This is a genomic window from Mesorhizobium sp. M0904 (assembly GCF_040319475.1).
GTDB lineage: Bacteria > Pseudomonadota > Alphaproteobacteria > Rhizobiales > Rhizobiaceae > Mesorhizobium.
Genome location: NZ_JAMYOC010000002.1, coordinates 271,936 through 284,029 on the forward strand (window position 1 = coordinate 271,936; position 12,094 = coordinate 284,029).

The 12,094-nt window shown below is 57.1% G+C and carries 10 protein-coding genes; 6 read left to right on the forward strand and 4 right to left on the reverse strand.

Annotated elements, in window-relative coordinates; genetic code table 11:
* Positions 1 to 70 precede the first annotated feature (70 nt).
* Genes NKH80_RS03790 through NKH80_RS03800 form a run of 3 tightly spaced genes read right to left on the reverse strand, consistent with a single transcriptional unit; the run spans position 71 to position 2,648 of the window.
* Complete coding sequence (locus NKH80_RS03790; RefSeq protein WP_352507236.1) at positions 71 to 745, reverse strand: sugar transferase; 675 nt, start codon at positions 743 to 745, stop codon at positions 71 to 73.
* The gene (locus NKH80_RS03795; RefSeq protein WP_352480475.1) at positions 742 to 1,878 is read right to left on the reverse strand and encodes a DegT/DnrJ/EryC1/StrS family aminotransferase; all 1,137 of its coding nucleotides are present in this window, start codon (positions 1,876 to 1,878) and stop codon (positions 742 to 744) included. The genes NKH80_RS03790 and NKH80_RS03795 overlap by 4 nt, the downstream gene beginning before the upstream one ends.
* Positions 1,879 to 1,925: 47 nt before the next feature.
* Positions 1,926 to 2,648 (reverse strand): nucleotidyltransferase family protein, encoded by a 723-nt coding sequence (locus tag NKH80_RS03800; protein ID WP_023675619.1) that lies wholly within the window; start codon positions 2,646 to 2,648, stop codon positions 1,926 to 1,928.
* Between the two features lie 511 nt (positions 2,649 to 3,159).
* On the opposite strand from NKH80_RS03800, the gene NKH80_RS03805 reads away from it, so the two are divergent.
* A complete protein-coding gene (locus tag NKH80_RS03805) occupies positions 3,160 to 3,834 on the forward strand; it encodes a LuxR C-terminal-related transcriptional regulator (RefSeq protein WP_352480474.1) in 675 nt (224 codons plus the stop codon).
* A 181-nt stretch (positions 3,835 to 4,015) separates the two neighbouring features.
* On the opposite strand, the gene NKH80_RS03810 is transcribed toward NKH80_RS03805, so the two are convergent.
* Positions 4,016 to 5,755, reverse strand: a complete 1,740-nt coding sequence (locus NKH80_RS03810; protein ID WP_352507237.1) for a PAS domain S-box protein — start codon at positions 5,753 to 5,755, stop codon at positions 4,016 to 4,018.
* A gap of 287 nt (positions 5,756 to 6,042) precedes the next feature.
* On the opposite strand from NKH80_RS03810, the gene NKH80_RS03815 reads away from it, so the two are divergent.
* The 5 genes from NKH80_RS03815 (at position 6,043) to NKH80_RS03835 (ending at position 11,959) form a co-directional block, all read left to right on the forward strand.
* Entirely contained in the window at positions 6,043 to 6,753 is a 711-nt protein-coding gene (locus NKH80_RS03815) for a helix-turn-helix transcriptional regulator (RefSeq protein WP_352507238.1), read from the forward strand.
* A gap of 243 nt (positions 6,754 to 6,996) precedes the next feature.
* Positions 6,997 to 8,079: an NAD-dependent epimerase/dehydratase family protein gene (locus tag NKH80_RS03820; RefSeq protein ID WP_352989858.1), complete on the forward strand. Its 1,083-nt coding sequence runs from the start codon at positions 6,997 to 6,999 to the stop codon at positions 8,077 to 8,079.
* Positions 8,080 to 8,526: 447 nt separating this feature from the next.
* The gene (locus NKH80_RS03825; protein WP_352507239.1) at positions 8,527 to 9,777 is read left to right on the forward strand and encodes a lipopolysaccharide biosynthesis protein; all 1,251 of its coding nucleotides are present in this window, start codon (positions 8,527 to 8,529) and stop codon (positions 9,775 to 9,777) included.
* Positions 9,774 to 10,817, forward strand: coding sequence for a glycosyltransferase family 2 protein (locus NKH80_RS03830; protein WP_352507240.1), 1,044 nt, complete (start codon positions 9,774 to 9,776; stop codon positions 10,815 to 10,817). Before NKH80_RS03825 ends, NKH80_RS03830 begins: the two co-directional genes overlap by 4 nt.
* A gap of 95 nt (positions 10,818 to 10,912) precedes the next feature.
* Entirely contained in the window at positions 10,913 to 11,959 is a 1,047-nt protein-coding gene (locus NKH80_RS03835) for a class I SAM-dependent methyltransferase (protein ID WP_352507241.1), read from the forward strand.
* The last annotated feature ends 135 nt before the right edge of the window (positions 11,960 to 12,094 follow it).

Genomic DNA, 12,094 nt, shown 5'->3' on the forward strand with positions numbered 1-12,094 from the left:
CAAGCGTTCCCCCTATGACGTGAGGCACTGACTTTGCAAATCCACGAGAGCGCCGATGTCCCATCTGCTCTCAAGTTTCGATCGGCGGCGGCGAAACGACGCCAAGCACCGCCAGCAGGCCGCGCACCATCCAGACGACATCGGAGACGATCGTGCGTTGCGGATAATAGGAAAGGTCAAGCCTGGCTTTGGCCGGAAACAAGACCTCACGGTAGAACAGTAACGGGTCCACGGATCGCGGATAAAAATGCGCTTCATTCCGGAAGAGAACCTGGGCTGGACCAAGCAAGCCTGGCTTGTATTGTAAAATACCCTCGAAGCCCCCGCGAAAACAATCGGCGAAGACAAGGCTCTCCGGGCGCGGCCCGACGATTGCCATCTCGCCCCTGAAGACGTTCCAAAGCTGCGGCAGCTCGTCGAACTTGGTGACGGCGAGGAACCGTCCTACCGGCGTCATGCGGCTGTCATCGGCCATGGTCAGCGCCAAGCCACCGGGATCGCATTTTACGCTGAACTTGCGGAACTTGTACATGCGGAATGGGCGAGCACCGGCCCCGACGCGGGTCTGCGTAAAGAAGATGGGCCGACCGCCTTCCAGCAGCAGCGCCACGGCAATCAGCAACATCAGCGGAGCAAAGACGATCGCCGCGGCCGCAGCAATGACGAGATCAATTGCTCGTCTCACAGTCCCATGGGCGGCACTTGAGACGTTAGGCCGGTGAATGGCTACGTCCAGGGCATTCATGCGGCTGTTCCTGTCTGAGCGCAACCGCTAACCGCTGCGGCAAGAGCGACAACCACCGTTTCGACCAAAGGTGCCGTGACCTGCGGATGCAGCGGTACCGTCAGCTCGCGCTGCGCGAAATCTTCGGTGCGCGGCAAATGAGTATCGGGGATAAGCTCACGATAGAGCGTCATCTGGTGCACCGGCGGGTAGTGGATAGTGGTTTGTATCCCTTGCGCGCGCAGTGCGTCGATGACGTCTTGCCTGTCGGCGTAACGTGGCAAAAGGATAGGCATGATGTGGTAGGCCGACGTCCGCGGCTCGTGGAACGGGATGGTCACGGCCGGACAATGCTTGGCTATGAGACGGCGATACAGCATGACCAGGATACGCCTGATCTCATTCCACTCCTGCAAATTTTGCAGCTGGACGAGTCCGATCGCAGCCCGCAATTCATCCATGCGATAGTTGAATCCGAGCATGGTGACATCATACTGAGGGGTGCGGCTGTTCAGCCTTTGACGTGTCCCGGTGGTCATCCCATGTCCACGCGCCTGGCGGATTGTCTCGAGCAGACCGGCATCCCTGGCGATCACAGCCCCGCCTTCCGCCGTGGTCATGTTCTTGTTGCCGTAGAAGCTGAAGGCGGCCGCGGCACCAAATGTCCCCACCTCCTTCAAGCCCGGCGCATGCGCCGCGTCCTCGACGATATGCAGCCCCCGGGCACGGGCGAACCTCTGCCATTGTTCCCGATCGGCGAGGTAGCCGGCGAAATGGACGAGAATGATTGCCTTGGTGCGGGTCGTGCATTTCGCTTCGGCTTCCACGATCGACATCAGCGGCACGTCGGCTGACTCGATGTCCACGAAGACCGGTGTCGCACCGACATAGAGGACCGCATTTGCGGTCGCCACGAAAGTCAAGGATGGCACCAGCACCTCGTCGCCCGGTCCGATGCCAAGTGCGTGCAAAATGAGATGAAGCGCTGCCGTACAAGAACCGACCGCGACGCAATCCTCCGCACCATGGACGTCGGCAAAAGCTTGTTCGAAGGCTCGTACCTGCTCCCCCATTGTCAGCCAGCCGCTGTCGATGACCTTGGTCAAAGCAGTCTTTTCCGGCACACCCAGGATCGGGGCACTGACCAAGAGCATCACAACCTCCTAGACTGATAATTGTGGGAACCGAGCTCGTGACTTCATCATGCAGCCGTCGCGGTGACCTCGATCGAGGCCGATTGGTCTTCCCAGGAAATGGTCTGTGCGTTCTGGAAGTCGTCGACGCGCCCGATATCGAGCCAGAGACCCTCATGCTTGTACACGTGCACGGTTGTGCCGTTCTGCATCATCTGCAGCATCAGGTCGTCGAACCCAAAGGGTATGCCGGATGGGATAAACTGCAGAACGTCCGGGTTCATGCAGTAAATTCCCATGCTGACCAGATGCGAGAGGGTCGGCTTCTCGCGAAAGACCTGCACGGTATTGTCGACTTCGTCGATGACGCCGAAATCCATCTTGATCAGACGACAGGCTGTTGCGATCGTCACCGGATCGGTGTGCTTACGGTGCGCTGCTACAAATCGACTGAGGCTTAGATCCGTAAGGACGTCGCCATTGAGAACGATAAACGGCTCCGTCAGTTCATCCCTGATCAAAGACAGTGGCCCGATGGTGCCAAGCGGCTCCATCTCCTGCGTATATCGAATTTTCAGGTTCCACTGCGAGCCATCTCCACACACGGTGCGGATCAAGTGGCCGAGATACCCGGTTGTAATATAGACTTCCTGAATACCGTTGCGTCGCAACCATTTCAGAAGCATCTCGAGAACCGGCCGTGCGCCGATCGGCATGAGCGGCTTCGGCAAGACCGAAGTGAAGGGGCGGAGGCGTGTTCCCATTCCTCCACATTGAATCACCGCTTTCATCCTGGTCCTCCCTTGTTCATTCGGCCTGAACGCTATCGTCACGGGCCGGCTATCCTGCCTTGGTCAGCACCCGGGAAACACGTTCTTTGCCCCTCCGAAGAACCGGTGAGATTTCCCGCAGAAGACCGGTGAGATTTCCCCACCGATCCCTGATCCGGACATTGCATCTGGATGGTATGTGGCCGTCGGGGTGGATGTCGTCGTGCATTCGAATGGTAACAATTCGGCCGTTTTGCTGTTCTATATCTTTGGATCTATGGCAGTGCTGAATGACCAGCCGGTCTGTCAGCTTTCCAAAAGGTCAGAACGTATGTTCGACGACGTTCGGCGGGTTCGCTCACAAGGGGCAAAAAAAAGAGGAGCGTTTCCCGTTATTTAAGATTATATTAGAAATTCGGCGTTTGTGGTGTTGGGGGTGCCGCGGCGTCGGCTGGATGAATCGACGAGTGAATGGCTACGACTTCAGGCCCATCACCGTTCAATCCATTCAGATACGCGTTGGGGTAGTTCAATGTATCGAATCGTCATCGCCGACGATCACGGCTTGTATCGTCGCGGCTTGCGATTGGCACTGACCGCAGGCATTCCAGGTGTAGAGATATTTGAAGCGTCTTGTTTCGACGCGGTGCTCAGTTTGCTGGCGGAGCAATCGTTCGTGGATCTCGCGATCCTGGATCTGAATATGCCAGGCCTGTTCAATCAAGAAGTGCTCGGCGGGATCCTGTCCGCCTATCCGGATACGCGATTTGCGATCGTTTCCGGAAACGATTCACGCTCGGAAATACTCACGGCTCTGTCGATCGGGCTTCACGGTTACATCGTAAAGTCGCAGACGGACGAAGAGGTTGTTTTGGCCGTCAATGAAATCCTCTCCGGGCGCATCTATGTTCCCGCACTTCTGTCACGCTCGGGTGCAACGCAAGCAACCCACGCGCATACCCACTCCGAGAAGGGCCCACAGCGACGTACCGCTGGCGTCAACCTTGGCAGGCTGACCTCGAGGCAAAAGGAAGTCCTCAAGCTGATGGCGGAAGGCTATTCAAACAAGGAAATTGCGCGCGATCTGGAAATCGCGGAGGCGACCACGAAAATCCACGCTGCTGCGGTTCTGCGTGAATTGGGGGTACGCAATCGGACCGAGGCTGCCGTTATGCTGAAGACTTGGCTTTCGAGACATGCCAGCTAGAGCGCCGCGCGTCCTTTTGGACGTGCAACGGCATCCCATGACTCCTCACGCATATTACTGCATATCCCAAAGCCACGGCGCAGCTTTGGGCCAACGACATTCTTGGAAAGAACACTGCCCATCTCAAAGGCCGCTCAGCGCCACCCGCCTTTAGATATCTGCTTCCGATTGTAGCACTGCACTACAATCCGATTTCCTTGCGCGACAGCCGCAGCGAATACCGCAACCCTTGGTCCGATATTTCCAGCCTGGGAGAGTGACCGACAAGCGGCGCTCCATCCACTCCGATTATCATGGAACCGAAGCCATGACGGACTACACTTGAGGTCCGCCGCCGCCCCGATTCCACCCACTCGAACACGACATCGCTGCCTGTGTCTTCAGCTGCGAACGTCCAGCTTACGTCGATCCGGCCTTTTGAATCGCCAAGCGCTCCGTATTTCATGGAATTGGTGGCAAGCTCGTGAACGATCATTGCAAAACTCTCGGCGGCGCCTCCCGATATCGCCACGGACGGACCGCTGACCGATATGGCGCGTGTCCCCATATAAGGGTGCAACTCTTGCGCAACGAGATCGTTTATCGCCCCCGATACGCTGCCGTTGCGTGAAAGAAGCAAATGGGTTGCCTCGAGCGCGCGTATCCGATCGATCAGCATTTCCTTGTATTTGGCGACGTTGTTTCCGGGAACATCGACCATCTTCACGAGCGCCGTGATCACCGCGAAAACATTGCCGAATCTATGACGCTGTTCGAGCATGATGCGCTCCCGCTTCTTTGCCGCGGCACGCAGCAGCGTGGTTTGTCGTCTCTCGCTCAGATCGGCAGCCACTCCAAGCCGCTGTCCACCATCATCATGTCTTTCCTCCCTTCCGCGCAGCGCAACCCAGCGGATATGTCCGTCCGGTCGGCGGACACGTATCTCAACATCGTAATTCGTGACCGATGGTGCGGCCTTTCTCGATGCCGCCAGCTTTGGCCAGTCCGCCGGATGGACGACAGCTGACAGTTCCTCCAAACTGCGGCTATTGGCCTGGGCCAGGCCGAGAATGTCCCAGAACGTGTCCGAGCCCGTGACTGTCCCGTCTTTAAGGTCGATGCGCCACGTGCCCAAGCGTCCAGCAGACAGAGCGAGGTCCAGCCATTCCTTCTGAGCCCGAAGCGCTTCGTGAACAGCGCGTCGTTCCGAAATATCGTCGACCACCACGAAGATGCTCTCCGAGAGTCCCCCCTTGGGCACGGACGAAGAAAGCGTTAGCCGAGCCCAGAATGCCATACCGTCCTTTCTTAACAGACGGACCTCGGAAACGAACGAAGAGATGTCATTGCCCAGCCTTGCCAACAATTGCGCCAAGGTATGCCGGTCGTTCGGATGGGCGAGCGTATCGAGCCGCAATTGGGCAAGCTCCTCCTCCTTGTACCCGGTCATCTCGCAAAGGCGTTTGTTGGACTGAAGCAACTCACCTTTCTCGTTGGTGTTCGCGAATCCCAGGGCAGCACGTTCGAAGGCCCAACGATAGCGGCTTTCTGTCGCTTCGACGGCAGCTAGCCTGGCCTCCGCGACTTCCAGCAACTCACGCAAGTCCTGCCGAAGGCGATGGAACGTCATGGCAATTACCCCGCCCGAAACCAGAAGCAGGATTGCGCGTGCCCAATCTCCATTTGAAATGTGATCGTGTCCTCGCGCCCACAGGCCGACAGTCACCATCAGAATGGTCGCAGCAAGCGCTGCCACGCGGTCTTCGAGATAGGCGATAATAATAATAGCCGGAATAAATTCCAGAAAACTGGCGCCTTGCCCAATATAGGCTGACGATTTGATTTCAAATATCAGTGTGGCAGCTAACACCGATGCAGAGGCAATATGAGTTAGCAATCTGCCCGACGGGTTCGAATTCGACCTGCGCGACTGCGAGCTCATGGACACAGACTACAACCTTCTGACTAGCCCGTCGAGACTAGAGCAAAAAACGTACAGCTTAGTACCACTGCCGGATTGCCATACCGCTATCATAGCGCGCATTTTATCGGACGCAGCGGGGCCTAAGAGCTGCCTTAGAACTGTCGGATCATATTAAGTTTTTCAAGGTGGCGATGAACATATTATCCGTCAGCGCATAGAAGACTAGAATCCAGCGACACATAGAAGACTACATGAATCCCGAATACTTATTTCGGGCGTGTGAAACTTTGGGTTAGGGGTAGAAAATGAATCTGATCGATAGACAGGTCAATGCTTCTTCGAGCAATCGGTACATTGCTACGAGGACCAGGTATGATTTTGAAGCGCGGAATACGCGGCCCTCTTCTGGTCACCTTGCCGATCGCGCATCGGATCTATTGGACGCAAGGTTCGGCGAACAAAAAGGCCGCAGTCTGGAATCCATAACCGGCGTGCTTGATCGCATTGGCTGTGGCTATCTCGTGCTGAATCGCGAGAGAAAGGTGGTCGAGTGGAACGCAGCCGCCCAAACCACGCTTGAGCGCCAGGGGGAAGCGGCCGACACTGCGAGCGGGCTTACGACCGCCCTAAGGCGGCTGATCGCAAATGTTCCGGGTCAATTCCTGCCGGGCTCACTATCCTGGGTGGTGATCCGCAGCAGAGGCGACCGTCCGGTGATTCTGAACGAGAACGGCGTTATCGCTCCCGACGGAACGAGCATTGTGGCGTTGCTGGATCGGGATAACAGATCTGGGCCAAATCCTCGCACGTTGCAAAGAATGTTTGGCCTGACGAGCGCAGAAACGCACCTCGCCTTGCGCCTGGCTCAGGGCGACGCTCCTTTGGAGATCGCTCGCAGCTGGCGCCTCAGCCGCACCACGATCCGTTCCCAGCTTGCCTCGCTGTTCGCCAAGACCGAAACAAAACGCCAGGCGGAACTGGTGGCCCTTCTTGGCCGCATTTCGGTCCTGCCGTAGAGGCAGGCCACTGGATACCATCGCCGGACGTCGGCATCCGCCCGGGGATTCAGACGGCGCAAGTTGGAGTGTCATGACTTGGCAGGTCGTGCACCGCATGACGGAAGCCGCAATCCCGGACCGGCCATTCGGTACTGTCGAACGGATTCGAAAGGCGACAAGTTGGACAACGATCTAGGCAGCGAGTCTGTTCTTGCCGCAGCGGAGAAGGTGGAAATCGCTCGATCGCGTTCGGACCGCGCGGTGAAGAGACTGGCACGGACCGGACCGATCGTCGTCACCGGCGCGGCAGGCTTCATTGGTTTTCACGTCGCTTTGCGGCTTTTGCGTCTGGGTGTCGAAGTCATCGGCGTCGACAATTTCTCCCTCTACTACGATCCACGACTCAAGGAAGCGCGATTTGCGCGCCTCTGTACCGAGTCGGGCTTCACTCCGATGCGAATTGATCTGGCGGATGCGGCGCGTGTCCAGTTGCTGTTTTCAGAAGTTCGACCTTCAAACGTTGTGCATCTCGCGGCTCAGGCCGGCGTGCGACATTCACTAGTTGACCCGCATGCCTATCTGCAATCGAACATAATAGCCTTTCTCAACGTTCTTGAGGGCTGTCGGCACTTCGGCGTTAGTCACCTCGTCTATGCCTCTTCGAGCTCCGTCTACGGCTCAAATCGAACCATACCGTTTTCCGAGCATCACGGCGCCGATCATCCTGTCAGTCTGTACGCCGCAACCAAGCGTTCAAACGAATTCATGGCGCACTCATACAGTCACTTGTTCGGCTTACCTATGACTGGACTGCGCTTCTTCACCGTTTATGGCCCCTGGGGCAGGCCCGATATGGCGGTCTATATGTTCACGCGTGCGATTATCGAGGGGAATCCAATCGAAGTAGCCAATGCCGGCCGCGTGTGGCGAGACTTCACCTATATCGACGATATCGCTGAGGGCGTGGTTCGAGCACTTGCTGCACCGCCGCGGCCCGATCCGCATTGGGACCCCTTCACCGCCGATCCTGCTACAAGTTCCGCGCCGCATCGCGTCTACAACATCGGCAACGACTGGCCCGAGGAGATCAACCGGCTCATTTCGATCATCGAGACCGCCCTTGGCTGCCGGGCGCTTCGCGTGGATGTGCCGTTGCCGCCTGGCGACGTTTTAGAGACACGCGCCGACGTCAGCGACCTTCGCAAGGCCGTCGGCTTCGCCCCGACGACGCGGCTTGAGGACGGAGTGCAACGCTTTGTCGAATGGTACCGGGACTTTCATGGAAGGGATGCCGCGACCAGCATACGGCAACAAACGTTGGTGCATGTAGAGGCCACCGTGTGATCCGCGCCTTGTCGGAGCGACGGATCCACGCGTCTGTTATCCTGTCGGGGCTGCTGGTCTGGTCAAAAGATCAGCTGATGCCGCACAGCGTCACGACGACATTTTCCGGTCATCGATGCCCCGCGCGATCCTCGCGCAAATCAGCTTATCGCGGGCAGTTCCAATGAGCGATCTCGATTCGGAGACTGAAGTTGCACTTGGCACGGAGCACAAAGAATTCGCCGCATCCGCGCTCTGCCGAACAATGTCATTCAGATGGATGATGGTGACGTTCGGGCTCCATCGTAAGCTCTATTCGACCGCATTTTGCCTCCTCGGAATCGCGAGCTCATGTCCCAAAGCTACTTTCTGAGATCCAGGACGGTTGCTACGGTCGAGAAAATAATCACCCGTGTTCCTCCAAGCCCGATCGGCGGTATTCTTCGCGCGGCAGGAGGCGTTTCGGCCATGGCGATTGCCGGCCAGCTGACCCTGGTCGCCGCCATTCCCGTTTTGGCCCGGCTCTATTCCCCGGCAGATTTCGGGATCTTCACGATTTACCTGTCGATCGTAAACATCCTCGGTGCGATCGCAGCATTGCGTTTCGAGGCCTCGCTTTATGGGGTCAAGGACAGTGCGCAGGCGTACGTGACCGTTAAGCTCATTCTCCTGGCTGTCTTGGTGACGAGTGTCCTGGCCTTTGGGGCAGGACTGCTGTGGGCGAGCATCGCTCCAGCGCGAGTTGGCCACCTCGCCTGGCTCATTCCACTTGGGATGGGGGGTGCCGGCCTCGTCGAAGCAATGAACTGCTGGAGTCTGCGCGTAGGCCTGCTACGCGACTTCGCCCTCGGCCGCCTGATTTTGCCGGTGACCATGGCCCTGCTGCAACTAACTTTTGGGCTCGCCCATTTCGGAGGCGACGCGATGGTGCATGCTCATATCCTGAGCCAATTCATCTTCATCGGAATCCTCGGCTCTCGGATTCTGAGCAGGAAGGACATAGGCGGCATCGCCCGAGCGCCGTGGCGGACCGTCTTTGCAGTCGCCAGGCGAGAATACAAGTTTCCATTGTTTGACATTCCGTCGGCCCTAGCGAGTTTTGCCATCATCAATCTTCCCGCAATACTCGTTGGTTCGCTGTTTGGCGCCGCTTTTGCCGGCTACCTGGGAGTTGCGTCACGGCTGGTGACTGCACCCGTCACGCTGATCGCCAACCCGCTTAGCAATGTTTTTGTATCTGAGGCGAACAAAACCAGCAGTCGCGCCCATTTGCTCGGCACCGCGCACGGCCTCTTGATGCTTTCAGCCGGCCTCACCGCATTGCCAATATTAGCGCTTGGCCTGGCCGCGCCATATATCGTCGTTCCCCTCTTGGGCGCGCCCTGGGTTCCCGCCGCAGACATTATGACCGCGCTGGCGTTCATGGGTGCCACGCAGGCGTTGTCGACACCGCTTCAAGATGTCCCGGCTCTTCTGCGGCGGCAAGAGGTACGACTTCTCGTCGACGGCGCGCGGACGGCGCTTGTATTTGGCCCGCTACTCGCCGGTGCTGAGGCAGGTTGGGAACCACTCAAAGTCATTTATCTGATGGCGGCCGGCGGCGCCGTCGGGTTTGCACTGAAAACGGCGGCCTCTCTGTATCTTCTCCGCCACTACGTCGAACCATCGGGAGCCGCCATACCAAAGCAGAGTCATCATCTCGAGGGAAAAACACCATGAAGCACTCGCAGCTTGATCAGCTTCTAACGACCGATGTGGTTGACCAACATCATCGCGCTGATGCTTCGCGACTGCGCCCTTTCATTTCAGTTGCCATCCCGACCTTTCGCCGACCGGACACGATCCGCCGGGCGATGGATAGCATTCTGAGTCAAGATTTCGCCAGTTGGGAGCTGGTCGTCAGCGACGACGAGGGCCGAGAGGGAGCGACCTGGGCAATCGTCACCGAGTATGCACGGACCGAGCCTCGCATCCGAATTGTCGAGAACGGTCGGGGCCGGGGTCAGGTCGAGAATACCAACAACGCCATGCTCGCTTGCGTCGGAAAATGGATCAAGCTGCTCCATGACGATGACTGGCTCGCCCCAGGCGCACTCAAGACCTTTGCCGAGGTTTCCACCAAGCATCCCTCGGCTGCATTTATGACCTGTGCCGCGAATATAATTGAAGACGATCGGATGAAATTCCGATTGCCACCGCAAGGGCGACAACGGATCTCCGTCTACTCGAGCCAGCAATGCCTAACGGACCTCTATCTGGTCCGTACGACGCGGAGCCTCGGGATCATCCCGTCGACGCTGTTGATCAACCGCGACGTCATTCACGCGGGTTGCCTGATGCGCGCGCACAATTCTATCCCGGCCGGAGTCGACCAGCTGTTCTTTGTTGACCTGGCATGCCACGGAGACATGGTCGCGATAAATGACGGCTTGATCTTCTACGACGCGACCAATCACCCGAGCATCACTACAACTAAGAATTTTGATGAAGTTGATCAAGTAACTCTTGCCGTCAAAGAGCTTAACTGGAATCTAATTCAGGATCGTAAACACCTCCCTCGCCCCGAGACTTTGTTACGGGCGCTGCGGGTTGCTCGTATTCCCAGCAGATTCCACCAGCAGTCATGGCGAGCGACGATCCAAGATGCCATGCAAATTCTTCGCCCATCAGTTATGAAAATTGCGAGCCAGCACATTCTTACTTACGTGTTCGCCATCCGCCCGAGACTGGGCCGGTTGCGTAGCCAGAGGCGAATTTAGCGTGGCGGCATCATTGAGGCCTGCGTTGGCCGGCTGGCACGCATTCTACACCGTCGAAGGCGGCTTTCCTTCGTCCAGGCTTCGGGGATAGCGAGATGACCATTTGTCCGGCGTGTGGCAGTGTATCAACCGCAAAATTGTTCGAAGTGACAGCAGACGAGGCCTCTCGACATTTCATCAATCCGCGTCAGGACCCCGATCGCTCCCGAAAGTTAACAAGCCACCTGTCGGATCTCTGGGGCCGTAACACTTGCGACATTCGCAAATGCGCAGATTGTGGATTCGGTTTCGCAGATCCGTTCGTCGCCGGCGGCTTTGAGTTTTATAACTTAGCCTGGGCGTACCCTTCTTATCCAACTATGAAATGGGAATATGCAAGAACAATCGAAGAGCTCGCGGGCCTGAATACTGGCGGAAAGACTGCTCTCGAAGTGGGATCGGGGTTTGGGTATTTTCTCGACCGCATCAAGAATAAATTCTTCCATACTTCGGATATTTCTGCCGTCGACTACAACGAAACGGCGCGATCAGTACTGGCGTCAAAAGGCTTCAAGACATTTGCAAATGACTTTCGAGATGGCAGCTTCAATCCCATGAAAGAGGCGTTCGATTTTATTTTCATGTTTCAGGTCTTCGAGCATATGGACCAAGTGGATGAGGTCTTTGCTCGCTTAAAATATCTTCTGAAGGCGGAAGGATCTGTTTTCATTGCCGTGCCAAATGAAAACAGAACGTACTATATGGAGTCTCACGGTTCGCTCGTAGACATGCCACCAAACCACATTGGCCGATGGACGAAAGGAGCCTTCGATGCCATATGTCGGCGGCACGGCTTGCAATTGAGCAAATGCGAGCGCGAGCCGTTCAATCTCGCCAAATTCCTGAAGCAAGACATCGTCCACAGCTTTTTGCGAAAGGGCCAAAAACCAGGTAGTCTGAGTGAGTTCGTTCGGGCCCTGCCGCGAAGCAAAGCGCAACGAATGGCGCAAGGTTTGACCGCCCTTGCGATTTCACCGTCACGCTTGCCGGCATGGGCATACGCCATCAGGAACGCATCTACGATGGGCGGGAGCGCACTCTGGGCGAAAATCGACAAAGTCTCGTCACCTGCGCCACGGATTCATCGCCAAGCCAAGCAGTAATGAGCGGTGCCACGCCGCTTGCAGCGGGAAGGTGATTTTGACACCACCAGGCTGCTGGACCTGCCAAGCAGACGAAGGATGGCATCAGGGGCGTCGCCTCAGGCGTTGCTCCCGAAATTCATGAATGCCCGTCCG

Bases quoted from the DNA above. Each gene is read 5' to 3' on its own strand.
- NKH80_RS03790 (WP_352507236.1), bottom strand. From the start codon at position 745: ATGAATGCCCTGGACGTAGCCATTCACCGGCCTAACGTCTCAAGTGCC.
- NKH80_RS03795 (WP_352480475.1), bottom strand. From the start codon at position 1,878: ATGCTCTTGGTCAGTGCCCCGATCCTGGGTGTGCCGGAAAAGACTGCT.
- NKH80_RS03800 (WP_023675619.1), bottom strand. From the start codon at position 2,648: ATGAAAGCGGTGATTCAATGTGGAGGAATGGGAACACGCCTCCGCCCC.
- NKH80_RS03805 (WP_352480474.1), top strand. From the start codon at position 3,160: ATGTATCGAATCGTCATCGCCGACGATCACGGCTTGTATCGTCGCGGC.
- NKH80_RS03810 (WP_352507237.1), bottom strand. From the start codon at position 5,755: ATGAGCTCGCAGTCGCGCAGGTCGAATTCGAACCCGTCGGGCAGATTG.
- NKH80_RS03815 (WP_352507238.1), top strand. From the start codon at position 6,043: ATGAATCTGATCGATAGACAGGTCAATGCTTCTTCGAGCAATCGGTAC.
- NKH80_RS03825 (WP_352507239.1), top strand. From the start codon at position 8,527: ATGGCGATTGCCGGCCAGCTGACCCTGGTCGCCGCCATTCCCGTTTTG.
- NKH80_RS03830 (WP_352507240.1), top strand. From the start codon at position 9,774: ATGAAGCACTCGCAGCTTGATCAGCTTCTAACGACCGATGTGGTTGAC.
- NKH80_RS03835 (WP_352507241.1), top strand. From the start codon at position 10,913: ATGACCATTTGTCCGGCGTGTGGCAGTGTATCAACCGCAAAATTGTTC.